Origin of the sequence: Chryseobacterium sp. MYb328 (genome assembly GCF_037572595.1) — a bacterium.
In the GTDB taxonomy this organism is placed as follows: domain Bacteria; phylum Bacteroidota; class Bacteroidia; order Flavobacteriales; family Weeksellaceae; genus Chryseobacterium; species Chryseobacterium pennae.
The window spans coordinates 26,954-52,228 of sequence record NZ_JBBGZQ010000003.1; the positions used below are offsets into that span (position 1 = coordinate 26,954).

The following is a 25,275-nucleotide window of genomic DNA, read 5'->3' on the forward strand; positions in this document are numbered from 1 at the left end:
AAATAATAAAAAATATGTCTCAGATCGCGATAAATACCTCACAAAATGTAAATATTAACTTCAATACGGCAAGTGTTGGGGAAAGAATGCTTGCATTTATCATTGATCTTCTGATAAGGGTTGCCTACGTTCTGATGGTCCTTTATGTGTTTTTCAATATCCTTGATCTGGGATATTTAATGAACGGGCTAGATACCTGGTCTGTAATGGCAGTTTATATCATCCTGACCTTTCCAACCTACATTTATCCTGTTGTTTTGGAAAGTTTAATGGAAGGGCAGACACCAGGGAAAAAACTGATGAAGATCAGAGTGGTAAAAATTGACGGATATCAGGCCAGCTTTGGAGACTATATGATCCGCTGGGTATTCAGACTGGTAGATATATCTTTTGCCGGAGTGGTAGGTTTGATTTCAATGATTGTTTCAAAAAACAATCAGCGTTTGGGAGATATAGCTTCCGGAACGGCTGTTATTTCTCTAAAGAACAATATCAATATCTCTCATACTATTTTGGAAAACATCAATGAAGATTACATCCCTTCATTTCCTCAGGTGATTGCTTTGAGTGATAATGACATGAGGATCATCAAAGATAATTATACCAAAGCCGTCAAAGTAGATGACCGACAAATTATCAGCAAGCTTTCTGATAAAATCAAAAGCATCCTTAAGCTGGATATAGACCCAGCAAAGATGACAGAAAGACAGTTTATTAATGTTATTATTAAAGATTATAACTATTACACAGGAAAGGATAATTAATGCATTGTCAATGGTCAATTTTACACCGAAAGTAGATACTGAATTAGAGAACTATTGAAGTGAATACATTTTATTGCTCCTTATAATTTTCGTATCTTTAATAATTACAAACCCTGTATCATGAAATTTGAAAACAACAGATCCGGAAACGGCGGAGTTCTTACCCTGAATAACGAAGTAAAAGAAGTAGGAAGGTTAACCTATACAATTTTTCCTGAAGACCATAAGCTGATCATTTCTTTTGTTCTCGTTCATCCTGAATTTGAAGGAAGGGGAATGGGAAAATATTTAGTGGAAGAGGCTATCAAATTTGCAAGGGAAAATAACTGGAATGTTTATCCTCACTGCTCTTATGCAAGAGCCGTTATGATGAGAATGAATGATGTGGATGATATTTTCTTAAAGAATTAAGACATCATTCACCAGAATCTCCTCAATATTATCCGGATAATCTACTTCCAGATGCTGGTCAGAGGCTACCCATTCCATAATCTCCTGCAATTGTAACACTTTAGAATTCGGAATCCCCATTTTATCCAGAGCACAGGCATTACATTCCTGTTCATATTGATTGTGAATAGGAATCACGAAGAGTTTTTTATCCATGAAAAGCGCTTCAGCAGGTGTTTCAAAACCAGCATTGCAAAGAATACCTTCACAGCCTTCAAAATATTTCAGATATTGGATTTCATCAATAGGAAATACTTCAACATTTTTCACCTTAACCTGCACTTTGCTGTATTTTGAAAAGACCTTCCACTCTACAGGAATTTTCCTTAGAACCTTAATGATATTTTCATCTGCAAAGCTTGGAAGGTAAACAAGGTAATACCCTTTCTTATACGGGTTGAGACTTCTTATCTTTCTTCGAATGACTGGTTTTTTAATCTGCGGATGATAATTCTCAAAATGAAAGCCTATTTTCCTGTCACTGGGAACATAATATTTTAAAATCAATTCACCCAGAAAATCTTTCTTTTGAGGCTTAGGCGTTTCCGGAAAACTCATAGATGCCTGATGACTAAGTTCTATCATGGGTAATTTTTTCAATTTCGAAGCCCATCCTGTTAAAGGTTCATAGTCGTTGATAATTAAATCATATTGGGAAAGCTCCAAATCTTTAATGGTCTTTGCAGCATCAATAAATTTATTATCGGTAAATGTTTTCCGATAGGATAAACCGCCTGTTTTGTTATAAAGAAGGGAAATACCTCTATATTGAAAATTAATATCGAAATCGGCCTTTAACTGCGATTGATGACCACTAATGAGTGTGTCTACCGAAGCATACTTTTTGAGTATCGGGATAATCTCCTGTGCGCGGGCAACATGTCCATTACCGGTACCCTGAAATGCATATAAGATTTTCATTAAGTAAAATTGGTTACGATTTTTAAAAGCTCAGAATTATCCATTTCCTGAATTTCCTCTGCTTCATCATCTTTCAGTAAATGTTTGTGGTCGTCATAGTAAAAGATTTTCCATTCTTTATCATGGTATTCCAATGCAGACAGGTTTTCAATCCAGTCCCCGGAATTCAGATAAGTACAGGATCCTTTTTTATTAACAACTTCCCGGATCTGTGGCTGATGAATATGTCCGCAGATTACATAGTCATATTGGTTATCAATAGCCAGCTCGGAAGCTGTAAGTTCAAAGTCTCCAATATACTTTACTGCTTTCTTCACATTATTTTTAATTTTTTTTGAAAATGAATATTTTTCTTTACCCATTTTTTCCAAAAACCAATTTACAATATTATTTATGATAATTAAAAGGTCGTATCCCTTTCCGCCAAGTTTGGCGATCCATTTGGAATGCTGGACAGATGCATCAAAAACATCACCGTGAAAGATCCAGGTTTTCTTCTCATCAATAGTCAGGCAGATTTTATTACAGACTTTAAGTTTTCCAAGTTCAAAATCGGTAAACTTACGGAACATTTCATCATGATTGCCTGTAATATAATAAACATCCGTATTCTTGGTAGCAAATGAAAGGATCTTTCTGATCACTTTCAAATGAGGTTTAGGGAAGTAAGACTTTTTGAATTGCCAGATATCAATGATATCACCATTCAAAACCAAAGTTTTAGGCTGAATAGAATTGAGGTATCTCAGCAATTCCTTAGCCTTACATCCATAAGTTCCCAAATGAACATCCGATATGACAACTAACTCAACGTTTCTTTTCATCCGTATATTTTTCAGCTTTAAAATTGGCTGGACGGAACACCTATTATTTTCGAATCGAAAACATGAAGGTATTTCATAGTTTTTTACAAAGAAACTAATTGAAAGTTAACTGTATATGAATGCTATATTATTTTTTATAAAGAGTTCATTAGCTCTTCCGTAATTTCCATATTATGATAAACGTTCTGAACGTCATCATCATCTTCAAAACGCTCAAGCATTTTCATATTCGCTTTGAACTGTTCTACACTTACCTCTTTTGTATTGTTTGGAATTCTTTGTAATTCTGCGCTCTTCGCTTCAATTCCAAGTTCATCTAATTTGTGAGATAAAGACCCGAAATCTTCAAAAGCTGTAGTAATCATTACTTCTTCTTCATCTTTTTCTACATCTTCAGCACCACCATCAATCATTTCCATTTCAAAGTCATCCCATTCCATTTTAACCTGAGCTAAATCGATTGTAAAAATTCCCTTTCTATCGAAGATAAATGCGAGTTCACCATTTTTACCAAGGTTACCGTCAAACTTATTGAAAATAGCTCTTACATTGGCTACAGTTCTGGTTGTATTGTTTGTAGTACATTCTACAAAGAAAGCAACACCCCCTTGTCCGTATCCTTCATAAGTAATTTCTTCATAGTTTTCAGCATCTGCACCACTTGCTTTTTTTATTGCTCTTTCTACGTTATCCTTAGGCATGTTTGCCCCTTTAGCGTTTTGGATACATCTTCTCAATGCAGGGTTAGCTTCAGGATCTGTTCCTCCCGCTTTTACTGCTAATGCAATATCTTTACCTATTTTAGAGAATGTCTTAGCCATTTTATCCCATCTGGCCATTTTAGAAGCTTTTCTATATTCAAATGCTCTTCCCATTTTAAATTTTTAAATTTTCAACAAAATTACTTAAAAGTATACAAAAAAAAAATACCTCCAAAAAATTGGAGGTATTCATTATTTAGAAAAATTAATTATTTTTTCTTTTTAGCAGCAGCTTTTTTCTTAGCTGGAGCTTTACCTTTTTTCACTACAGTCTTCTTCACTACTACGTCTAGATCAGATTTCTTAAGTGCATCCCAAGCAGCACCGTTGATAGCTTCAACAACTACTTTTCTGTCAATCATTCTGTCAGCGTCAGAAGCTTTTGCAGAAACTTGAGCATCTCTAGAACCTACACCAGTAGATTTTAATTGGTTACCGTTAACTCCTCTAGCTTCAAGAGCACCTACTACAGAAGCAGCTCTTTCTCTTGAAAGTTTCAAGTTGTAAGCAGCAGCACCTTTAGCATCTGTGTGACCAGTTACTAAGAAAGTACCATCTTTAGATTCATTAATGATTCTAGCAGCCTCATCTAGCTTAGTGTTAGATTCTGGTCTGATAGTAGCTTTGTTAAAGTTGAACAAGATACCTTTAAGAGCTCCTGTAGCATCTTTAGCAATTACGTCTTTTGGTTTAGGACATCCATTGTATTCTGGAAGACCTGGAACAGTAGGACAAGCATCATCTTTATCTAGGATACCGTCACCGTCTGTATCTGGCCAAGGACAACCTTTGTTTTCAGCAGGACCTGCAACAGTAGGACAAGCATCATCTTTGTCGATAACACCGTCACCGTCTGTATCTGGCCAAGGACAACCGTTGTTTTCAACTGGACCAGCTACATCTGGACATTGATCGTCTTTATCTGGAACTCCGTCACCATCAGTATCAGGACATCCTTGGAATTCTGGTAAACCTGGAGTATCAGGACAAAGATCATCTTTATCTAGGATACCATCCTTATCTCTGTCTCTGTTTCCGAATCTGAATAAGATAGAAGCAGAAGCTTGCCAGAAGTTAGCAACTGTAGATTTATCACCTGGAGTTGAAACATAATCTCCTTGGATACCAAGACCGAAGTTTTTAGTTACCCAGAAGTTAGCACCAGCACCAGTAGCTACTGTAAAGTGATTAGCTTTACCTACTTCGTTACCATCTTTTCCGTTTGTTACGTTATAATCTAACACATTACCATTAGCATCAAGACCATTTTTAGGGAAACTTTGTCCTGTATAGTCATGTCTTAGGTAGTTAGCACCAACTCTTAAATATGGATCAAACCAAGATTCTTCGTTCCATAAAAGACCTGCACCGTGAGCCTGGAAACCTAGACCTGTCATTAGGAAAAATTCTTTCCCCATGTTGAATCTTTTGTTTTCAACATTTCCAACAGAAGTTTGCCAGTCGATTACTAAACCTTTACCAACGTTTCTAGCAACTGTTAACTTAGATAATGGTGGTGTAATAGAATAGCTGTTCATATTGAACAGATTCTTTGTCAAATTTTTCGCAGAGAACGTATTACCGAATGTAGATCTTGCTGCTACGTGGTTTTCTGCATGAGCACCAACTCCGATTAACCACGGATTGTTGGTAGTCTGCGCGAAAACAGTAGAGGCAACGGTAAGCGCCAATGCTGAAATTCCTAATTTTAGATTTTTCATAGAATTAAATGATTAAATAATTGATAATGCAAAATAAATATAATTTTTCTTTATATACAAAGTTTTTCAAATGATTTTTAACTTTTCTTTAATATTCTGTCCAGGTTCCGCTTATTTTCTCTATCTTTAATGGCCTCTCTTTTATCGAAAAGCTTTTTCCCTCTACCCAGCGCTATCAGCACTTTTGCTTTCCCTCGATCAGTGATATATAATTTCAAAGGTATAATCGTGTTTCCTGCATCCTTTAACTTTTTTTCAAGTTTCTGCAATTCTTTTTTGTGCAAGAGCAATTTCCGTTCCCTTTTTGTTTTATGATTGTAAAAAGTTCCCAATTTATACTCATCAATCATCATGTTGATGATGTATAACTCCCCATCAATAAACTGACAGAACGATTCTGTGATCGATGCTTTGGAAGATCGTAAAGATTTTATTTCTGTACCTGTCAAAACCATTCCGGCTTCGTATTCTTCAAGAATTTCATATTCAAAGCGGGCTCTTCTATTTAATATGCTAACTGTTTTCTCAATCTTCATCATTTTAAAATTTCGTTAATGAAATATATAAAAAATACCATACATTTAAAAACTTGAGTATTATATTATTACAAAATACCCAAATTCTTTTCGTATTTTTGCGCCAAATTTACAAAACTATATGTTAACAGTATCTAACTTATCTTTACAATTCGGGAAAAGAGTTCTTTTTGACGAGGTAAATATTATGTTTACCAAAGGAAACTGCTACGGGATCATCGGAGCAAACGGGGCGGGAAAATCTACATTCCTTAAAATATTAACAGGAAAGCAGGATCCTACAACAGGTCACGTATCTCTGGAACCAGGGAAAAGGATGTCAGTTTTGGAGCAGGATCACTTTGCTTATGATCAGTATACTGTTCTTGAAGCTGTATTAAGAGGTAATAAAAAATTATTTGAGATAAAGGAGGAAATGGATGCGTTATACGCAAAAGAAGATTTCTCCGATGAAGATGGGATTAAAGCTGGTGAACTGGGTGTAATCTATGATGAAATGGGTGGATGGACTGCAGAATCTGATGCTCAGACCATGCTTTCCAATGTGGGAGTTAAAGATGACATGCACTGGCAAATGATGAGTGAACTTGAGAACAAAGACAAAGTAAAAGTTCTTTTGGCCCAGGCACTTTTCGGAAACCCGGATGTTCTTATTCTGGATGAACCTACCAATGACCTTGACATTGATACAATTTCCTGGTTAGAAGACTTCCTTGCTGATTATGAAAATACAGTAATCGTAGTATCTCACGACCGTCACTTCCTGGATACGGTTTGTACTCACATTGGAGATTTAGATTATGCTAAACTTAACCTTTATACAGGTAACTACTCTTTCTGGTATCAGGCATCTCAATTAGCAACAAGACAAAGAGCTCAGGCTAACAAGAAAGCTGAAGAGAAGAAAAAAGAACTTCAGGACTTCATCGCACGATTCAGCTCTAACGTTGCTAAGGCTAAACAGGCTACTGCAAGAAAGAAAATGATCGACAAATTAAATATCGATGATATTAAGCCATCTTCAAGAAGATATCCTGCTATCATTTTTGAAATGGAAAGAGAAGCTGGAGATCAGATTCTTGATGTAAAAGATCTTGAAAAAACAAAAGATGGAGAACTATTATTCTCTAATATTGATCTAAATCTTAAGAAAGGAGATAAAGTAGCTGTACTTTCTAAAAACTCTTTAGCAATTACAGAATTTTTCGAAATTTTGGCTGGAAATGTTGAAGCAGACAAAGGAACTGTGGCTTGGGGAGTTACTACGAACCAGTCTCACATGCCTTTAGATAACACTAATTTCTTCCAGGAAGATTTAAGTTTGGTTGACTGGTTAAGACAATTCACTAAAAACGACGAAGAGCGTCACGAAGAATTTGTAAGAGGATTCTTAGGAAGAATGTTATTCTCAGGTGATGAAGCGTTGAAATCATGTAAAGTACTTTCCGGAGGTGAAAAAATGAGATGTATGTTCAGTAGAATGATGCTTCAGAAAGCTAACATTCTTTTATTAGATGAACCTACCAACCACTTAGACCTTGAAAGTATCACGACATTGAACAACTCATTGTCTAACTTCAAAGGAAATCTTTTATTGTCTTCTCATGACCACGAAATGCTGTCAACGGTTTGTAACAGAATCATTGAATTGACTCCAAACGGAATCATCGACAGAGAAATGACTTATGATGAGTACCTTGCTGATAAAAAAGTGAAGGAATTAAGAGAAAAAATGTATTCTTAATCAGATACATTCAATAGATATAAAAATACCTCAAAGCAATGCTTTGAGGTATTTTCGTTTAAACAATAAATAAAATAATTATTTTGTAAGTTTCGTTGCTGGAAGAGCAACAGTTCCCGGATCTTTCCATAATCCATCTTTTTCTGCTCTCTTTTTGACTGCCTGAGCTCTTTTTTCACTGTCAGGGTGAGAGTTGAACATTTTTTCAAAACTGGTTTGTGTACTTCCTTGTGACAATAATGCTAATTTCTTGAAAGCAGTATATGCACCTACTACGTCATATTTATTAGCTTTCATAAAATCATAAGAATAAGTATCTGCTTCAGATTCCTGTTTTTTACTGTGAGAAGCATCTAAAAATTCATTGGCCATCTTTCCGATCTGGCTGTCATTAAGAGTCGCTACTGTGCCGGAAGCAGATGAAGCTGCATCTAATGCTGCTGCTTTTAAATAAGCAGATTTCATAGCATCTTTGGTATCCTGATTTTTAACGTGACCGATTTCGTGACCAATTATAGCCAACAACTCGTTATCTGTCATGATATCCATCAAAGAAGAGAATACACGTACGCTTCCGTCTGCACAAGCAAAAGCATTGATATCTTTCACTTTATACACTTTATAGTTCAAATTCAGACCGTCTTGTGTTTTGTGTTTTCCAAACAGTTTATTCAGTCTTACTGTATAAGGATCTTTTGGCCCTGCTACAGCATTGTTCTTATCCATCCAATCTACAGATTCTTTGGATAATTTAATGGCATCTTCGTTGGTAAACGTTAAGGCTTTTGCACCCTTTGAAACAACCCCGGCAGCTTTTCCGAGATTAAATTGTGCATTGATAGAATTCATTGCGCCTAGAAAAGTAAGGCATACGATAATTTTTTTCATAGTCATTTTAAATTTGGAGCACGAAGGTAATCAATTTTTAACAATTATTAAGTCAAAACTTCATTCTCGATCCCATCAAAATGCTATTTTTTTTCCTTATTTTTGTGAACATGAGTCAAAAATGGATTTACAAGCCCGAACCCGATGAGGAAATTGTGGACGGACTAAGTTCGTCGCTTGGTTTTGGAACTTTTGAATCTAAACTTCTCGTTCTAAGAGGAATTGACAATTATCAGAAGGCGAGAGAATTTTTCAAACCAAACCTTAACGATATACACAGTCCGTTTTTAATGGCAGATATGCAAAAAGCTGTAGAGCGTATTGCCACTGCAATTGAAAATGGCGAAAAAATATTGGTATACGGCGACTATGATGTGGATGGAACCACGGCTGTTGCCTTAATGTACCTGTACCTCAGCAAAATTGTTGAGAAAAAATACCTGGACTACTATATTCCGGACAGAAATTCTGAAGGATATGGAATTTCTACAGAGGGAATTGATTTTGCCAAAGAGAATGGCTTTTCATTAATCATTGCTTTAGACTGCGGTATTAAAGCCATTGATATGATTAATTATGCCTCCAGCCTGGAAATAGATTTTATTATCTGTGATCACCACCTTCCCGGTGAAGAGATTCCTAATGCGGCTGCAGTTCTTGATCCTAAAAGAAATGACTGCCGATATCCATTCAAGGAACTTTCAGGATGTGGTGTGGGCTTTAAGCTTTGCCAGGGTCTGAATACGATCTATAAGCTTCCGGATGCTGAATTATTTGAGCTAACGGATCTTCTGGCTATCTCCATTGCTGCCGATATCGTTTCGATGACTGGTGAAAACAGGGTTCTTGCGAAAATGGGATTGAAAACCCTTAGAAAAACAAGAAATCTTGGACTAAGATTATTAATTCCGGAGGACAAGCTGTCTCATTTCGAAATTTCAAATATTGTTTTTGAAATTGCTCCTAAAATAAATGCTGCAGGAAGAATTTCCCATGGAAAAGCTGCTGTAGAGCTTATGGTCTCTGAAAATCTGAAACATGCCAACCAGATCGTGAGTGATATTATGAATCTCAACGATGAAAGACGTGAACTGGACATGAACTCTACTCTTTCGGCCCTGAATCAGATTATAGAATCTCAACAGGAAACAAAACATACAACCATTGTTTATCATCCTGAGTGGAACAAAGGTGTTATCGGAATTGTAGCTTCAAGGCTTATTGAAACCTATTATAAACCTACGCTGGTATTTACAGACGGAAATAATGGTGAAATGGTTGCTTCAGCAAGATCTGTTTCAGATTTTGATGTTCATGAAGCTCTTGATTTGTGCTCTGAATATTTCCTTAAATTCGGAGGGCATCATGCTGCTGCAGGACTTTCAATGGAGAAAGATAAGTTTGAAGCATTTAAAGTAAAGTTTGAACAAATTGTTTCTGAAAAAATTCAGGACCATCAGAAAGAACCATCTATCTCAATTGATACTGAAATTACCGTTGACGAAATTAACAGAGAGTTCATCAATTTTCATAGAAAACTGGCTCCGTTCGGTCCTCACAATATGAAGCCTATCTTTACACTGACCAATCAAAAGCTTTCCGGTTATGTTAAAACGATGGGTAAAGACAACAACCATCTGAAGTTTTATATCAAACAGGAATCTACAGGACGAAATATTGAATGTGTTGGTTTTAAACTCGGGCAGTTTGTAGAGGATTTTAAAAATAAAAATTTTGATCTTGCTTTTACACTGGAAGAAAATCACTGGAAAGGCAATGTAACTCACTATCTTAATATAAAAGATGTAAAGTTTAGGGATTAGGTAAGTATCATTTAAATATGATTACCTATAACCTTTTATCTAACAAATATGAAAAAAATTGGTCTATTCTTCGGATCTTTTAACCCGATTCATATCGGACATCTTATTTTAGCTAATTATATTCTGGAAAATTCGGATATGGATGAACTGTGGTTCGTAGTGAGTCCACAAAATCCGTTTAAGGACAAAAAGTCTTTACTGAAAGATCATAACAGATTGGATATGGTACAGCTGGCGGTGAAGAATTATTCTAATATGCGGGCTTCCAATGTGGAGTTTTCACTTCCGAAGCCGAGTTATACTATTGATACACTTACTTATCTTCATGAAAAGTACCCGGACTATTCTTTTAGCCTGATTATGGGTGAGGATAATCTGGATAGCCTGCACAAGTGGAAAAATGCTGATGCCCTAATCAAAAATCATCATATCATTGTTTATCCAAGGGTATTTGAAGGAGAAAAGAAAGATTCTGAATACCTTCAGCATGAAAATATCTCTATGATAAAAGCGCCTGTTATAGAACTTTCTGCTACTGAAATCCGTAATATGCTCAAGGAAGGTAAGAATGTAAGACCTATGTTGCCGCCTGAAGTTTTTGAATATTTGGATGGAAGTAACTTTTATAAGTAATTTTGCAAAACCAGAACATTAGAGGGCAAAAATGAGAAGTCAGAGAAAGTCTCTTACTTTTTAGCTTTCAATTTATCCTTATAGAAATGGACTTCATCGAAAAATTCTTCTCAAAATATTCTCAGGAAAAACTCATCAAATGGTTTAAACAGATTTGTCTGGCAGAGGCTATTTCATGTGTTTTATTGTATGGTGTAGCTATGATCTGGATTCGGTATGATGAAAACCTGTATTCTATTATCTTCATCAGCGTTATTGGTAGTTTACACGGATTATTTTTTACACTCTATCTTTTACTTTGCCTTCCTGCAAGAAAAATTTATAATTGGGATGATGAAGATTTTGTGTTCGCTTTATTAGCGGCGTTTTTCCCTTTTGCTACGGTTTGGGTAGATAAAAAACTGGCCAAATTCGACAGAGAATAAAATTCTTTTTCATAAAATTTCATGTTTTGCTGTAACAAAATTATTGTTACAGTTGTCTTATTATACAGAAAGGTCAAGCAATTCATTTTTTAAACATAATTTTTATTAACTGAAAATCAACAAGTTAAAATTAATTACAAATATTTTTAAGTACTTTGTATTGCATGATACTAAATTTATTACATATCTTTGCAATGTAAAATAACAAACCATACAAGCTATTAATTAAAAAATAATAATCATGAAAACTCAAATTCTCATTGCAGCTCTATTCTTCAGCGGACTGGTTACCGCTCAACAGAAAAAAGATAGTTTGAAAGTAAATGCTATTGAGTCCGTCAATATCAAGAAACAGGTTTTCAAAAAACAGGGAGACCGTCTTGTTTACGATGTAGCAGCTTCCCCTATTGCTAAAGGCACTAATACGTTTAACCTTTTAAAGCAGACTCCTATGATTTCAAGCATTGATGGTAAAACGCTAAAGATTCTTGGAAAGTCTGATGCTGTTATTTACATCAATAATAAAAAGACCAATATGGATTCTGAAGCATTGATTGAAATGCTGAAGTCTACTCCATCAGAAGATATCCAGAAAATTGAAGTGATTACAGTTCCGGGAAGTGAATTTCAGGTGGAATCTAAGGAAGGGGTCATCAATATTGTGATGAAGAAGAACAAAAATAATGGCTATAATGGAACTTTGAAAATGCAGAATGAGCAGGCCTATTACAACAATCCGTCAGCAGGAGCTTCTTTTAATTTCAGACAGGGAAAATGGTCAGGAAATTCTAATTTCAGAATGGGAAGCTGGACTGAAAGACAAAGATATACGCTTTCCAACGGAGACCCAACTTTCAGAAATGAATCTTATGGTTCTAATGATGATCCTAACAAAAACTTTGGCGGTGGATTTAATGTTGATTATGAAATCAGTAAGAATCAAAGTTTGGGATTATCTTATAATATGAGATATAATAAGAGTTTCAACTCTATTCTTGATATGACGAACTGGCAAAATGGGATATTAATGGACAGAACTGTTAATCATGAAGACGCCCAAACCAGAAATCACTCTTTCAATTTAAATTATGAAATAAAAACTGACTCACTGGGAAGTAAACTGACTTCTAATGTTTCTTATCTGTGGTTTAACAGAGATAAAGCAAGCTTCAATGAAAGCATCCCTTTCGGTATAGACCCTTCCAGTGAAGACTATAAAAAGAGATACTCTGCTTTGCAACAATCTGTGCCTCAAATCATCAACAATTATGCAGCTAATATAGACTATCTTAAAAAGACATCCAAAGGAGCAACCTGGTTAATGGGGGTGAGTTATAATTATACAAATACAGATAATGATACCAGACAGGACAAATTAATTGATGGTGAATTTGTAATGGATTCTAAGCAAACCAATCATTTCATTTATAAAGAAAATATTCTGGGTATTTACCTTAATTATGAAAGAAAGCTGACTGAAAAATTATCCGGAAAAATAGGAGCCCGTTATGAAATGACCAGAAGTACAGGGGATATTCTTGGAAAAACAGGATTTGAAAGAAATTATAACAACCTGCTTCCTTATCTGAATCTAAACTATGCCATCAATTCAGATCATAACCTAAGCTACACGTTCTCCAGCAGAATCAGAAGACCAAGATTCTGGGAACTGAATCCTTCCAGAACATATTTTACTCCAACGAATTATACTCAGAATAACCCTTTTGTAATGGCTGCTAAATTTTATAATCAGGAGCTGAACTATATGTACAAAAATGCATTCTATGCCAATCTCAATTATACAATGGTTGATGATGCAGCAGCTTCTGACCTGCTTCCTTTACAGGGAATTTTAACAACTCCACAAACGGATAAAAACGGTAATATCATATATGGTCCAAATGGTGATATGCTTATGCAAAAAATAAAATTCCTGAGATATATAAGAACCAATTATGGTAAGAATAGAGAAATCGCTTTAACACTTGGGATGAACAAATCCTGGTTTAAAGATATCTGGACTACCAACTATTCTGTAAACTTAGGATATATTACTTACACTGGCGGTGTATGGCAGGATCCAACGTCTCAACTGGGACCATACGAAAGTGAAGAACTGGAACCTTATATCGTAGATGTTAAAAACTACAATATGTCTGCAACTATCAATAATATCATTCGCCTTTCTTCTAAAAAAGACTGGTTTTTAGGAGTTAATTATTATTTCGGAAGTAAAGTAGCGATGGAAGGTGGAACGATAGGAGTAAGACAGAGCTTTGATGTCAGTGTGAAGAAAATTATTGGTGACTGGACCATAGTTGCGGAAGGTAACGACTTATTTAATCAAAGTTTCTACAGAGTGAATGGTGTACAGCCTAACGGAAAGTATAATAATATCACCAACTTCAATTATCCACGATTAATAAGCATTGGAGTAACCTACAATTTCGGAAATCAGAAACTGAAAAAAGCAAGGGAAATGAAATCAGCGAATGATGCTGTGAAATCAAGAACCTAGTCTATAAAAACTTATCTATCTAACCACTCTTTAAAAAAACAAACATGAAACGTATACTTTTGTCAATAGCAGTCATATTCGGGACTTGTGCTTTTGCTCAGGAAAAGAAATCTGACTCGACAAAGACTAAAAATATAGAAGGTGTTACCATCACCAAGCAGGTATTCAAAAAACAAAGTGACCGTCTGGTATATGATGTTGCATCTTCTCCTATAGCGAAAGGAAATACAACTTTCGATATTCTGAAACAGACTCCCTTATTGTCTTCAACAGATGACAAAACATTAAAAATTGCAGGTAAGAACAATGTATTAATCTATATCAACGGAAGAAAATCCAATATGGATGCAGAGTCTTTGGCTCAGTTCCTGAAAAATACACCGGCAGAAAACATTCAGAAAATTGAAGTGATTACGGTTCCGGGAAGTGAATATCAGGTGGAATCTTCTGACGGGATCATCAATATCGTTTTAAAGAAGAAAATGAGTGACGGCCTTAACGGAAACATGAGATTCTCCAATACCCAAGGAAAATACAATGGCAGCCAGGCAAGTTTCTCAGCTAATTACAGAAAAGACAAACTGGGAATAAGTGCCAGCCTCAGCGGCGGTGAGAATATTGAGGCTCAGACCTACACTTTGAAAAACAGCAGTGAGGGGGCATCCAATGAATCCACCGGTAATATTGATGATCCAAATAAAAACATTGGTGGCTACCTGAATGTAGATTATCAATTGAATGATAAAAGCAACTTAGCATTATCCTGGAACACCTGGGCCAATAAAAGCTATAATTCAACAGTAGCCCTGTTCAATACTATTATTAATCAAAAAGACGAACCCAGGTATACCTGGTCCAAAAACAAAGAAGATGCAAGAAGTTATAATAACTCGCTCAATTTAAATTATGAGTTAAAAACTGATTCTTTAGGAAGTAAGCTGAATATAAATGCAGCATACCTGAATTATAAAAGATTCCAGTCTATAAATAATATGACCTACAATTCCAATATCAACAGAGAGGTATTGGGTGAAAGCACACAATTGCTACAGAATCTGCCACAGATTATCAACAATTTCTCAGGAATGGCTGATTATATTCAGAAGTTTAAAAATGATCTGACCATTTCTGTAGGTGGAAATTATAATAAAACCAAAACGGACAATGATACTAAAAACGATACTTATTTCATTGACCCTGCAAAGCCAACAAAGTCAGCACCTAACCATTTTATCTACGATGAAAACATCTATGGTTTCTACGTGACAGCTGAAAAGAAATTTTCTGATAAAATTTCCGGGAAAATAGGGGCCAGATATGAAATTACCAACAGTTTGGGAACTTCAGATAATCCACCTCCAGATGCAGAAGCTCTTAAAAGAATAGAAAGAAACTACAGCAATTTCCTTCCTTATCTGAGCTTTAACTATGCCATTAATGATAAGAACAATCTCTCTTATTCATTTTCAAGCAGAATGAGAAGACCAAGTTTTTGGGAACTCAATCCGGTTGTGAATAAACTAACAGATGATAACTATACTCAAAACAACCCGTTTGTAAAGGCTTCCTCTACATATAATCAGGAGCTGATGTATATGTATAAGAACTCCTACTTTGTAGTTTTAAACCATTCTTATATTAAAGATGCTATCACCCAGGTTCCTCTACAGGGATATCCAGAAAAGCCTAATGGGGATACTGGTAAAAATCTTGCCTTAAGATATATCAGAACCAATTTTGGAGATAAGCAGGAAATGTCTGCCATGATAGGAGTCCAAAAATCATTCTTTAAACAGTATTGGACTACCAACTTCAGCATAGGTGTTCAACATAACAGAAACAATGGAAGTCTGGATATGGATCCCACTACAGGAGACCGATTCAAAAATGAATCTGGGCAGTACGTCACTTATGTCAATGATATAAATTCGACCAGTCTATTGATTCAGACCAACAATACGATCCGTCTTGATAAAGCGAAAACATGGTTCCTTGGAGTGAATTTCTTCTATATAGACAAACAGCAGATAGAACTGGGTATGCTACGCGGATTATCAAGTTTAGATCTTAGCATCAAGAAAAACTGGAATGACTGGACATTTGCCGTGAATGTAAATGATGTTTTGAGAACCAATATTGTGGTAATTGACGATTATCAAAGCAATGGAAATTATAACTATATTCATCAGAATCAGTATAAAAGAACCTTAACAGTAAGCCTTACTTACAATTTCGGAAATAAAAAACTGAAAAAGGTAAGAGATATTGAAGGGGCTTCAGATTCTATCAAGAGCAGAACAAGATAAACTATCTTTCTTCATATATATTCAATCAAATTATTTTGTATCTAAACCTGTTGATTCTTCAGCAGGTTTTTTACCTTTAGTTGTATGAAAAAGAGTTTACGATTCATTATCTGCTTAGTCTTCTTTTTACTGACTGCATGTAAAGAAAACAAAATCAGTATTGGAAACAATATAAGCTTTAGTAAAGAGAAAGATATTCGTTATGGAAAAGGCCCTGAGCAGGTTATGGACCTTTATATTCCTGATAAAAAACTCACCGGAGAACGTAAAGTCTTTATCATAATTCATGGCGGAGGCTGGCGTGGTGGAGATAAATCTCAGCTTACCTTATTCACATTTTCCCTGATGCAGAGATTTCCCGACCATATTTTTGTGAATATGAATTATAGACTCGCCTCTGCAATGCAATACGGAATTCCCAATCAAACAGATGATATTAAAAGCGTTACTGCGTTTCTCAAAGACAGATTAAGATACAGACCTAAGTTGATTCTTCTGGGAAACAGCGCTGGTGGGCATTTATCCATGCTTTATGCTTATCATTCTGATATTGATAAAGAGGTAAAAGCGGTGATCAATATTGTAGGTCCTGCTGATCTTTCAGATGCTGGTTTTAAAAACTATGAAGAATATTCTTTTGTGGAAAAACATTTAGTTGACCCTAAAACTTTACCAACCGGAACCTCAGCAATTAATTTTGCAAGCCCAGTGCATTGGATTACCACCACTTCTTCCCCTACCCTTTCCTACTATGGAAAAACAGACCATGTTATTCCTTTAAGCCAAGGTAAAATACTGGATTCGGTTTTAAGTAAAAACAATATAATTCATGAATCTTATGAATTCAATGGTGGACATCTGGATTGGAATAAGCAGCCCAACAATACTTTTCTTATTGATAGAATTGAAAAATTTCTCAAAACTATTGATACAAAATGAATGTTTTGGATGGAAGCTGGAAGTTATAGCTGTAAAGCTAATCATAGATTTGATCAATTAGTCTGAAAAAACTAATAAAAATATGTGATAATCCTGCTTTTGCACTTCAATAACTTCCCTCTCCCAGCTTCCTTCTTCCTGACAAGATATTACAAGCTCAGCTAAAATATTATTTTATTCAGATTTTACAATCTCTGTCCTTTCAGACATTCCATTGGCATTAAAAGCTTCGATCTGGAAATAATAGGCATCCGTTCTGTCTGCCCCGGTAAAGAAATACTCGTTCTTTTCATATACCATAATGCTTCCGTATAATTTATCAGGAGATTTTCCCCAGTAGATAACATATCCATCCGCTTCAGGGTTTTGCTGCCATTTCATCCAGATACTTCTTCTTTCTCCATATTTTTTAGCATCAGCTCTGAGAGGAACAAATCCTTCTACTTTTTTTGGCTTTTCCCCTGCTCCTTTTCCGAATACCCTGAAACCGCTCAGTGCAAATTTTCCTGTGGGCATTTTAAGGTTTTCCATTTTAAGGAACCTTGCCGACGCTGGTTTTTCAAGCTCAATATAATCATGAGGAACATCCTTCGTGTTTTTGCTTTTATCTACAATGACCTTCCATTTTTTCCCATCATTTGATCCATAGATTTTGTACTGATGCATTTTGCCTAAGGTCTTCCCCATAAATTCAGCATCCTGGTCTGCATAATTAATCTGGATGGCATTGATGGTGGATACTTCCCCAAGATCGGTCTGAAACCATTCTCCCGCATTTCCTGTTTTAGAACTCCAATAAGTCTTAATATCTTCATCTACGGCAAAATTGGGCTGATAACTTCCAAGGGTAGACGAAACCTGAACAGGCTTATTATAATTAAGTAACATCCATCCGGCAAAAAGACCTTTTGAAAAATCTTTCCCCTGTGCATACTGCGGTAAGTAAGTCGGGTAATCTCCATATGCTGTATTGGTATACATGACATCATCTTTATCGAATCCTGCAGGCCATATTCCCAGTCTTCTTTCAAAATTATTTTTTGTGGAAATAAAAATGGTTGAAACATGCCACCAGTTTTTATAATTATCTTCAAAGGTTGCTCCATGTCCGGCTCCTCGTGCAAATCCTCCCGGTTTATAAGAAAACGGATTGTGCTGCTGGTATTCGAAGCCTTCTAAAGGATTTTTACTTACATATACACCATCTGAATATCCGCTGAACTCTGTAGCCGGAGCGCCATACTGCATATAATATTTCCCATTGTGTTTGGTCATCCAAGCTCCTTCCACAAAGGGCTGAAGAAAAACATTATCATTATATTCCCCAAATCTTTCCCAGCCATGGTCTTCCGGTTTCAGTTTAATGATAGGCTTTACGAAGCCTTCAGACTGAAGGGTTTTAACTTTTACTTCTGTTCCCAATAAAGGCCATTCGTTACTGGATCCCCAATACAGGTAGAGTTTATTTTTATCTTCATCATAATGGAATGCCGGATCCCAGGCACCTACTTTTAAAGTATCCACAGCAATTTTCCAGTCGTCTTTGGTAGGATCTGTACTTTTCCAGATCGGAAAATCCTGTTCCCAGGTAGAGCCATACACATACAGTGTATCTTTCATTGCCCATACCGCCGGAGCGTTGAGATCATGAATATATTTATTATCCCTGAGAAATTTTCTTTTGATAAACTTCCAGTCCAGCATATTATCACTATACCAATACCCTTCCTGATTCGTAGAGAAAAGGAAAAGCTTATTTTTAAAATTGACAATAACCGGATCTGCTGTAGCACGGTGTTTTCCTTGTTTTGAAAAGACTTCAAAAGGAGTATAACCATAATCTATATTGATCGGATTACAGAATGTTTTCTGTTGTCCTCCCACAAATATTCCGAAGAAAATTGCTAAAGTTAAAAAGTATTGTCTCATTTTTAGATTTTAAAAATTCCAGACAAAGTTAGCTAACTTTTTTCGGTCTTCTCCAGATAAAACCATCTAACAGGTAATGAGTAAGCTGCGGAACGACTAATAAGGGTACTAAAAACTGAAGCAGACTCTCTGAAACAGCCAGATTCATTGAAAAGTGTTCATTCCACACCAAGGTTTCCCATAAAAACTCTTCCAGTAAGGCTAAGCATAAAATAATGCCTACAAATAAAAAGATCCCTGAAAATGGTTTAAAAACCTGCATCCAGTTCAACTGACGATGATCTTTCTGTTTAATTTCACGGATATAGATCAGGGCAATATATGGAATCCCATGGGAAACTACATTCAGAAAAGTGAAAAGCAGATCATTATTAATAATATATGATTCCAAAATACCAGGATAAATAAGTTCCGGTAATCAATGCTGTTTTAGGAATATTGACCGTCTTAGTTTTAATGATTTCAACGATAGTTTTTATAATCCAAACCGTTACAATAAGAATATACAGAACCGTAATAACACCAATATAATCCGGTAAATTTTTAAGCCAGTCAAATTCATTATTCACAAACCAGGTAAAGGCACGTGGGGTTTTAAACCAATATAACATGGGAAAGACAGTAGCGGTATAGATCGCAACCTCATCTATTTTCTTACTCCAGTTATCCGGTTCAAAACGGGCATAGATCCTCATAAAACCATACTGCTGTCGGATAAAATGAAACACAGCAATGAGTGCCAGTACTGACCAGAACGTTAAAGCTCCAAATTGGAACAAAGCAATTCCCAAGCACCAGCTTATAACCGGCATGCCCAAATACAACAGCTTTCTCCTTTGTACTTCAGCTTTCACGAAATAGGTTTTAAACAAAGTGGAATACACATGTGCTACATCTACAAAAACAATCAGGAAAAGCCATGTATAAAAGGAATAATGATTCTCCAACCCCTGAATTTGCTTCTGAAAAACAAAAATGATCAACAATACCAGAAATGGTGGGGATAAGATAAACCACCAGTCTGTTTTTGCATTATGTATCCAAGGTTGTTTCATCTGTGATAGTAATTTGTTTTTTAAAATCAATCAGCCTTGACAAGGCTATTTCTTTAGATTATATACCAATCATGGGGACTTAAAACATTTGTTTGGCTGTTCTTATTCCCTGATAGAAAGCTTCTTCAAAAATAGAAATTCCTGAAAGATCGGAATGGGCAAAAAATACTTTTCCTTCAATAGGCTCTTTGGCTGCTTTTGTATGTTCTCCAAAAATCTGATCCGGAACGGGAGCAATCATAGCATGGCCTATTTTATGAAACTGCATTTCCAAAATAAAATCTTCTATCAAAGGATGAGCTTTCTTCAGGTCCTCTAAAACTAAGTTTTTCAGTTCAAGTTCTTTCATAGAATACAGCTTCTTCCTTGTCTCTTTACAATCGTTTGTAGAGAAGCTTTTATAGTAAGTAATCACTTTCTCGCCGATGACCTGACTGATATTCTGATGCTGATCAAAAATATATCCTAAGCCGGATGATCCGTAAATAACGTTATCCCAGGCAAGCTCTTCATCTCCTCCAAAATCATTTTTCAGGGTAATGGTTGTCAATAACCATGGAACATAATGGAATGATGAGGCTTTTCTGTTTTTAAATATTCTTTCATTGACAAACTGTGGAGTGGCTAATAAAACTTTATCAGCAATGATCTTTCTGGTCTTCTTCTGAACATTGTCAAAACTTAAAACTTCGACCTTATCATTGATCTCAATATCAAAAACTAAATTTTTAGTTAATATTTTATCTTTTGTATACTTTGAAAGATAATGAGTTAGCTTTGCATTTCCTTCCGGCCATGTGAATACCTGATCCTTATACTTTTTACTCCAATTGTTTTTCCTGCCGGCAAAATAATGAATTCCTGCCCAGGCTGAAACATAATCTATTCCTAAACCATAATCATCTCTGCAAGAATAATCCAACAGCCAGAGAAGTTCCTCCGATTTGAAATCATATTCTTGTAACCAATCTTTGAAAAGCATCTTTTCCAACTCCAGAACCTCATCTTCCCTGCTGGAATCATGAACAGGAATCGCAAACCAATAGTTTCCATGGATGTCTTTCTTTTGGCGAAAACCATCCATCATTTTAAAGAAACGGTCAAGCTCTTGCTGTACCTCTGCAGAAATACCTTTTTGAGGAACAATATCATTCTGCCATGAGTTTTTATAGAACAGTCTTTCCTGTTGTGGAAAAGTCATCTGATACTCATCCAAAACAGGTTCTCCGTTCTCTTCTGTTCCCTGCCAAATCCCAAATTCAGCAAGGAAGTCTATAATCTCAGTATTCTCTTTATTGGGTAGGGGCAGATAATGTGCTCCCAGCGGAAATTTTGAAAATTTGTTCTTGCCGTTGGAGGAATTTCCTCCCAAATGATCTTCCATTTCCAGTAAAAGATAATCATTTTCACCGTGCTGACTGAAAAATCTGCAGGCAGACAGCCCGGAGATCCCTCCACCTACCACGAGATACTTAATGTGGATAACTTCTGAAAATTGTGGAAAATCCTTTGCCCATAGTTTATGTCCTAAAACATGGTTGGTGCCTGTGATTTTCAACAACAGAGATTTCACCTTCTTTCCACAATATTGCAGAAAGGGAAGCATCAATCCGCCCAACATTACTGTTTTCAGGAAATCTTTTCTACTGAACTTTCCCCCACTCTTCATCAAAATAACGGACTAATATCTGGTTATCCAGACGGTTAACTTCTACTTCATTCACTTTCATATCTTTGTTGAAGTAAGATATTTGTGAAAAATCATAATCATAGTATTTCAGATTGGGAAGCCTTCTGTAGATCTTATTCTTCACTGGCTCAAATGAGGCCATTGAAAACCCCCATTCTCCAAAAGACGGAACATACGTATGATATGCTGAAGTAAAAGGAAAAATCTGATTAAGCGTTTTCTCTATGCACCAAAATGATTTAGGGGCAAAATAAGGAGAGGTGGTTTGTACTACAATTTTAGTATCCGGAGTAGTCAATCTTTCAAGCTCTTTATAAAACTGCAGAGAATACAGTTTTCCTAAGCTGTAATTGGACGGATCCGGAAAGTCAATGATGATGACATTAAACTTCTTTTTATTTTCTTTTACCCAGATATAAGCATCTTTGTTGATCACTTCCACCTTTGGATTAGACAAAGAACTTTGATTCAGTCTTCGCATGGTTTCATTGGTTTTGAAGAAATCAGTCATTTCGCCATCCAAATCAACGAGCTGAATCTTTTTCACCTCTTTATATTTCAGAACTTCACGTACTGCAAAACCGTCACCGCCGCCCAAAATTAATACATTATCAATATTTTTAGCCATCGACATTGCCGGATGTACCAATGCTTCATGATAACGGTACTCATCAGTTGAGGAAAACTGCAGGTTATTGTTCAAATACAGCCTGAATTCGCGATTGTTTCTTGTTAAAACAATTCTCTGATAGGGAGAACTTTTTGTATATACAATATTTTCCCCATAAAGTTTCTCCTCCGAGTAAGACAAAATCGTATCTGAAAAAATGAAAAGCCCAACCAATAAGATAAATGCAGCAATTGATTTTATTTTTAATGAGAAAGGTTTTGATAGTTCTTTCTTAAGATAAAAACATAAGAATATAGCAATTGAGATATTGATCAACCCAAAGAATAAAGGCGTTTTTACAATGCCCAACTGCGGAATCAAAACCAAAGGAAAAAGAATAGATGCAAGTAAAGCCCCGATATAATCAAAGGCAAATACATTTGAAACTAAATCTTTAAACTGAACCTTATCTTTCAGAATATTCATTAAAAGTGGAATTTCCACACCTACCAAACATCCTGTGAAAAAAACAAAGAGATATAGAACACTTTCAAAATGGGCCAGGGTATTAAACAATACAAACAGTACTACTGAACTGACTCCGCCAACAATTCCTACCAGTATTTCAATCTCTACGAATTTATCGATAAGATTCCCCTTAATGAATTTAGCCAGATAGGAACCTACTCCCATAGAAAACAGGTAGACCCCAATGATAAAGGAAAACTGCTTTACCGAGTCTCCTAAAAGATAGCTTGCCAACGCTCCCGCCACCAATTCATAAATCAATCCGCATGTAGCAATAACAAATACCGAAAACAGTAAAAGCAGCTCAAGAGGAATCCTCTTTTTATCCATGAATCGCTGCGCTTATAATCATTGAAATTCCGATGATAAAAGCCCCGAAAACAATAGCCAGTGCTATATTTTTATTTTGAGCAATCTCATGCCATGTTTTTTCAGGAGTCAATTTCTCTATGATAAAATAACATACCAGTAAGATGGCAATTCCTAAAAATGAATAAAGAACTGAATTGAATATAGGTAATACATTCATGTTGTCCATAGTTTTTAATTTTTATTTGTGATAGTATCTGTAAAATCCTGTTCTGGAATGACTTTTTGTGGTTCCGTCGCGATATTTTTCTGTTTTTACACAATCGCAGAATTGGTTTCCTGTAAATGTAAGGTAAACGAACCAGCCCATAAAAAATCCTCCGATGGTAAACAGCAGCCAGTTGCTTTTGATATAATTAATTACTCTTTCCATAGTTTAATTATTGGAATAGGGTGAATTGGAACTATTACTCCATTTGCCTGATTCAAAAATACGTTTCATCCAGGAGATTACTACGGCAAATATGATGAGACAGGCCAACACAATTCCAAAGTTCCAGAAGGAAACCGGCAGCCAGCTTGCTTTAATATTTACAGAAGGATTTCTTTCATAGTTTCCGGGATAACCATATTCCTGAGGCATATTGGTAAGGATAGAATCTAATTTTCCTGTTTCTTTCATATTATTCTGAAGACCGGCTCTCAGTATAATATCATTGGCAAGAATACCTCTTTCGCCATAGGTACTGATGGTTTGGTCTTTATCATTTTTGAGAAAGAAGCTGCCTGCATCGTTTTTAATGATAGAAAAATCTGCATTCTCTGGCCTGTAGCCAGATTTAAACAGGTCTTTTGTACCACCTTCTTTTTCTGCTGAGATCAGAAAATGATAAGTTCCTCCAGGAATACCACACAGATTAAAGTCTTCTGTAGTACTTCCTTCGCTCCAGCTTTCTCCTCCTTCAAATCCGGAATATTTTTCAATATCCTTGGAAGCATAAATTACTTCGTTGGTTTTTTCATTTACAAGGCCGAGGCCTACATTCACCCAGGAGTTATCCACATCAGAAAATACATGTACTTTTAACGGGGCAGATCCGCCTGAAAGGGTAAAGCTTTTACTCACCATCTCTTTATCAGTAACATCTGCAAAGTTGACACCCTGCTCAAAGACGGTCTGATTACTTCTTGAGGTTACCACATATAACTGCAGGATACAGATCAATAAAGCTGTAATTGCCATAATATTGGTACATTGTTTAACATTAAAGAGAAAAGGCTGAACAATTCCTGTTCCAGAGCGGTAAGGCATATCTGTTATACCGAATGCTTTTTTAATTTCCCCCCTTGAAATATGGTTTCCTTTGAAAAACTGCAATGATTTACCATATTGTTCCCGAGAAATCATTTCTGTACCGTTTACATATTCTTTATAGTACGCTAACCCGGACTGTAATTTTTCTTCAAAAAAACCTGCAGCAGCATGAACGTTACAAGGTGTGGTTTCATACCATCTGTATTTCTTACCATCTGCTTCAGCATAATATTGGAATTCTTTAAAGGCAAAATCTACAGGACGAAGGAAAACCCAGTGGCCATCACTTTCACTCAGATACACGTTGTTTCCGGTATGGTCTTTCAGAGCATATTCCCGCCAAAAGGTATCTGAACCATATTTTTTAATAACAATATTAATTATCCAGTACTCCTTACCATATAGCAAACCCTTGCGCCCTACTTCCAGGACAACATTTTCTACAGGCTTTTTAACAATCTTTCTCTTGACAGACTGTCCTATTGTAATGAGATTATTACAATGGCTGCAGATAAATTCTTCAATGGAAAAATCTATGGCCAGATCATTATTATGAGTTCGGCAAACGGGACATATATGATCCATT

23 protein-coding genes are annotated in these 25,275 nt (G+C 35.8%); 9 read left to right on the forward strand and 14 right to left on the reverse strand.

Annotated elements, in window-relative coordinates; translation table 11 throughout:
- Window positions 1-14 precede the first annotated feature (14 nt).
- On the forward strand, window positions 15-764 hold the full coding sequence (locus WH267_RS04075; protein WP_340005950.1) for an RDD family protein: 750 nt from the start codon (window positions 15-17) through the stop codon (window positions 762-764).
- Between the two features lie 120 nt (window positions 765-884).
- Window positions 885-1,175: a GNAT family N-acetyltransferase gene (locus tag WH267_RS04080; RefSeq protein ID WP_115973452.1), complete on the forward strand. Its 291-nt coding sequence runs from the start codon at window positions 885-887 to the stop codon at window positions 1,173-1,175.
- Here the strand turns inward: WH267_RS04080 and WH267_RS04085 are convergent.
- From WH267_RS04085 to smpB, 5 genes are all read right to left on the reverse strand, one after another.
- Window positions 1,164-2,135 carry a glycosyltransferase family protein gene (locus WH267_RS04085; protein ID WP_340005952.1) on the reverse strand — a complete coding sequence of 324 codons (972 nt, stop codon included), beginning with the start codon at window positions 2,133-2,135 and terminating at the stop codon, window positions 1,164-1,166. The two genes, WH267_RS04080 and WH267_RS04085, sit on opposite strands and share 12 nt — an antisense overlap.
- Window positions 2,135-2,959, reverse strand: coding sequence for a UDP-2,3-diacylglucosamine diphosphatase (locus WH267_RS04090; RefSeq protein WP_115973450.1), 825 nt, complete (start codon window positions 2,957-2,959; stop codon window positions 2,135-2,137). The genes WH267_RS04085 and WH267_RS04090 overlap by 1 nt, the downstream gene beginning before the upstream one ends.
- 134 nt (window positions 2,960-3,093) lie before the next feature.
- Window positions 3,094-3,834 carry a YebC/PmpR family DNA-binding transcriptional regulator gene (locus WH267_RS04095; RefSeq protein ID WP_115973449.1) on the reverse strand — a complete coding sequence of 247 codons (741 nt, stop codon included), beginning with the start codon at window positions 3,832-3,834 and terminating at the stop codon, window positions 3,094-3,096.
- A 95-nt stretch (window positions 3,835-3,929) separates the two neighbouring features.
- Window positions 3,930-5,441 carry an OmpA family protein gene (locus WH267_RS04100; protein ID WP_340005954.1) on the reverse strand — a complete coding sequence of 504 codons (1,512 nt, stop codon included), beginning with the start codon at window positions 5,439-5,441 and terminating at the stop codon, window positions 3,930-3,932.
- Window positions 5,442-5,518: 77 nt separating this feature from the next.
- The gene (smpB, locus tag WH267_RS04105) at window positions 5,519-5,977 is read right to left on the reverse strand and encodes an SsrA-binding protein SmpB (protein ID WP_045501613.1); all 459 of its coding nucleotides are present in this window, start codon (window positions 5,975-5,977) and stop codon (window positions 5,519-5,521) included.
- A gap of 121 nt (window positions 5,978-6,098) precedes the next feature.
- Here smpB and WH267_RS04110 point away from each other — a divergent pair, with 121 nt between their 5' ends.
- Window positions 6,099-7,721 (forward strand): ABC-F family ATP-binding cassette domain-containing protein, encoded by a 1,623-nt coding sequence (locus tag WH267_RS04110; RefSeq protein WP_123320584.1) that lies wholly within the window; start codon window positions 6,099-6,101, stop codon window positions 7,719-7,721.
- Window positions 7,722-7,799: 78 nt separating this feature from the next.
- Here WH267_RS04110 and WH267_RS04115 read toward each other — a convergent pair whose 3' ends face one another.
- Complete coding sequence (locus tag WH267_RS04115; protein ID WP_340005957.1) at window positions 7,800-8,609, reverse strand: M48 family metallopeptidase; 810 nt, start codon at window positions 8,607-8,609, stop codon at window positions 7,800-7,802.
- Between the two features lie 110 nt (window positions 8,610-8,719).
- Between WH267_RS04115 and recJ the strand changes: the two genes are divergently transcribed.
- The 6 genes from recJ to WH267_RS04145 all read left to right on the forward strand — a co-directional run bounded on the left by recJ (window position 8,720) and on the right by WH267_RS04145 (window position 17,253).
- Complete coding sequence (gene recJ / locus WH267_RS04120; protein WP_340005958.1) at window positions 8,720-10,432, forward strand: single-stranded-DNA-specific exonuclease RecJ; 1,713 nt, start codon at window positions 8,720-8,722, stop codon at window positions 10,430-10,432.
- Between the two features lie 48 nt (window positions 10,433-10,480).
- Window positions 10,481-11,065, forward strand: coding sequence for a nicotinate (nicotinamide) nucleotide adenylyltransferase (gene nadD / locus WH267_RS04125; RefSeq protein ID WP_340005959.1), 585 nt, complete (start codon window positions 10,481-10,483; stop codon window positions 11,063-11,065).
- An 86-nt stretch (window positions 11,066-11,151) separates the two neighbouring features.
- Complete coding sequence (locus tag WH267_RS04130; protein ID WP_340005961.1) at window positions 11,152-11,490, forward strand: DUF3817 domain-containing protein; 339 nt, start codon at window positions 11,152-11,154, stop codon at window positions 11,488-11,490.
- Window positions 11,491-11,731: 241 nt separating this feature from the next.
- The gene (locus tag WH267_RS04135; RefSeq protein ID WP_340005963.1) at window positions 11,732-14,008 is read left to right on the forward strand and encodes an outer membrane beta-barrel family protein; all 2,277 of its coding nucleotides are present in this window, start codon (window positions 11,732-11,734) and stop codon (window positions 14,006-14,008) included.
- Window positions 14,009-14,052: 44 nt separating this feature from the next.
- Window positions 14,053-16,314 carry a TonB-dependent receptor domain-containing protein gene (locus tag WH267_RS04140; RefSeq protein WP_340005965.1) on the forward strand — a complete coding sequence of 754 codons (2,262 nt, stop codon included), beginning with the start codon at window positions 14,053-14,055 and terminating at the stop codon, window positions 16,312-16,314.
- An 84-nt stretch (window positions 16,315-16,398) separates the two neighbouring features.
- Window positions 16,399-17,253, forward strand: coding sequence for an alpha/beta hydrolase (locus WH267_RS04145; protein WP_340005967.1), 855 nt, complete (start codon window positions 16,399-16,401; stop codon window positions 17,251-17,253).
- A gap of 174 nt (window positions 17,254-17,427) precedes the next feature.
- Here WH267_RS04145 and WH267_RS04150 read toward each other — a convergent pair whose 3' ends face one another.
- From WH267_RS04150 to WH267_RS04185, 8 genes are all read right to left on the reverse strand, one after another.
- Window positions 17,428-19,182 carry a discoidin domain-containing protein gene (locus tag WH267_RS04150; RefSeq protein ID WP_340005969.1) on the reverse strand — a complete coding sequence of 585 codons (1,755 nt, stop codon included), beginning with the start codon at window positions 19,180-19,182 and terminating at the stop codon, window positions 17,428-17,430.
- 28 nt (window positions 19,183-19,210) lie between these two features.
- On the reverse strand, window positions 19,211-19,573 hold the full coding sequence (locus WH267_RS04155; protein ID WP_340005971.1) for a hypothetical protein: 363 nt from the start codon (window positions 19,571-19,573) through the stop codon (window positions 19,211-19,213).
- Window positions 19,554-20,237 carry a hypothetical protein gene (locus WH267_RS04160; RefSeq protein ID WP_340005973.1) on the reverse strand — a complete coding sequence of 228 codons (684 nt, stop codon included), beginning with the start codon at window positions 20,235-20,237 and terminating at the stop codon, window positions 19,554-19,556. Before WH267_RS04160 ends, WH267_RS04155 begins: the two co-directional genes overlap by 20 nt.
- 79 nt (window positions 20,238-20,316) lie before the next feature.
- The gene (locus WH267_RS04165) at window positions 20,317-21,906 is read right to left on the reverse strand and encodes an NAD(P)/FAD-dependent oxidoreductase (RefSeq protein ID WP_340005975.1); all 1,590 of its coding nucleotides are present in this window, start codon (window positions 21,904-21,906) and stop codon (window positions 20,317-20,319) included.
- Window positions 21,881-23,395 (reverse strand): polyamine aminopropyltransferase, encoded by a 1,515-nt coding sequence (locus WH267_RS04170; protein ID WP_123320574.1) that lies wholly within the window; start codon window positions 23,393-23,395, stop codon window positions 21,881-21,883. Before WH267_RS04170 ends, WH267_RS04165 begins: the two co-directional genes overlap by 26 nt.
- Window positions 23,388-23,603 (reverse strand): DUF350 domain-containing protein, encoded by a 216-nt coding sequence (locus WH267_RS04175; RefSeq protein WP_115973435.1) that lies wholly within the window; start codon window positions 23,601-23,603, stop codon window positions 23,388-23,390. The genes WH267_RS04170 and WH267_RS04175 overlap by 8 nt, the downstream gene beginning before the upstream one ends.
- Window positions 23,604-23,615: 12 nt before the next feature.
- Window positions 23,616-23,807: a hypothetical protein gene (locus tag WH267_RS04180; protein WP_115973434.1), complete on the reverse strand. Its 192-nt coding sequence runs from the start codon at window positions 23,805-23,807 to the stop codon at window positions 23,616-23,618.
- Window positions 23,808-23,810: 3 nt separating this feature from the next.
- The gene (locus tag WH267_RS04185; RefSeq protein WP_340005979.1) at window positions 23,811-25,274 is read right to left on the reverse strand and encodes a DUF4178 domain-containing protein; all 1,464 of its coding nucleotides are present in this window, start codon (window positions 25,272-25,274) and stop codon (window positions 23,811-23,813) included.
- Window position 25,275 lies beyond the last annotated feature (1 nt).

Coding starts and splice junctions, on each gene's coding strand:
- WH267_RS04075 (WP_340005950.1), top strand. CDS start 15: ATGTCTCAGATCGCGATAAATACCTCACAAAATGTAAATATTAACTTC.
- WH267_RS04080 (WP_115973452.1), top strand. CDS start 885: ATGAAATTTGAAAACAACAGATCCGGAAACGGCGGAGTTCTTACCCTG.
- WH267_RS04085 (WP_340005952.1), bottom strand. CDS start 2,135: ATGAAAATCTTATATGCATTTCAGGGTACCGGTAATGGACATGTTGCC.
- WH267_RS04090 (WP_115973450.1), bottom strand. CDS start 2,959: ATGAAAAGAAACGTTGAGTTAGTTGTCATATCGGATGTTCATTTGGGA.
- WH267_RS04095 (WP_115973449.1), bottom strand. CDS start 3,834: ATGGGAAGAGCATTTGAATATAGAAAAGCTTCTAAAATGGCCAGATGG.
- WH267_RS04100 (WP_340005954.1), bottom strand. CDS start 5,441: ATGAAAAATCTAAAATTAGGAATTTCAGCATTGGCGCTTACCGTTGCC.
- smpB (WP_045501613.1), bottom strand. CDS start 5,977: ATGAAGATTGAGAAAACAGTTAGCATATTAAATAGAAGAGCCCGCTTT.
- WH267_RS04110 (WP_123320584.1), top strand. CDS start 6,099: ATGTTAACAGTATCTAACTTATCTTTACAATTCGGGAAAAGAGTTCTT.
- WH267_RS04115 (WP_340005957.1), bottom strand. CDS start 8,609: ATGAAAAAAATTATCGTATGCCTTACTTTTCTAGGCGCAATGAATTCT.
- recJ (WP_340005958.1), top strand. CDS start 8,720: ATGAGTCAAAAATGGATTTACAAGCCCGAACCCGATGAGGAAATTGTG.
- nadD (WP_340005959.1), top strand. CDS start 10,481: ATGAAAAAAATTGGTCTATTCTTCGGATCTTTTAACCCGATTCATATC.
- WH267_RS04130 (WP_340005961.1), top strand. CDS start 11,152: ATGGACTTCATCGAAAAATTCTTCTCAAAATATTCTCAGGAAAAACTC.
- WH267_RS04135 (WP_340005963.1), top strand. CDS start 11,732: ATGAAAACTCAAATTCTCATTGCAGCTCTATTCTTCAGCGGACTGGTT.
- WH267_RS04140 (WP_340005965.1), top strand. CDS start 14,053: ATGAAACGTATACTTTTGTCAATAGCAGTCATATTCGGGACTTGTGCT.
- WH267_RS04145 (WP_340005967.1), top strand. CDS start 16,399: ATGAAAAAGAGTTTACGATTCATTATCTGCTTAGTCTTCTTTTTACTG.
- WH267_RS04150 (WP_340005969.1), bottom strand. CDS start 19,182: ATGAGACAATACTTTTTAACTTTAGCAATTTTCTTCGGAATATTTGTG.
- WH267_RS04160 (WP_340005973.1), bottom strand. CDS start 20,237: ATGAAACAACCTTGGATACATAATGCAAAAACAGACTGGTGGTTTATC.
- WH267_RS04165 (WP_340005975.1), bottom strand. CDS start 21,906: ATGAAGAGTGGGGGAAAGTTCAGTAGAAAAGATTTCCTGAAAACAGTA.
- WH267_RS04170 (WP_123320574.1), bottom strand. CDS start 23,395: ATGGATAAAAAGAGGATTCCTCTTGAGCTGCTTTTACTGTTTTCGGTA.
- WH267_RS04175 (WP_115973435.1), bottom strand. CDS start 23,603: ATGGACAACATGAATGTATTACCTATATTCAATTCAGTTCTTTATTCA.
- WH267_RS04180 (WP_115973434.1), bottom strand. CDS start 23,807: ATGGAAAGAGTAATTAATTATATCAAAAGCAACTGGCTGCTGTTTACC.
- WH267_RS04185 (WP_340005979.1), bottom strand. CDS start 25,274: ATGGATCATATATGTCCCGTTTGCCGAACTCATAATAATGATCTGGCC.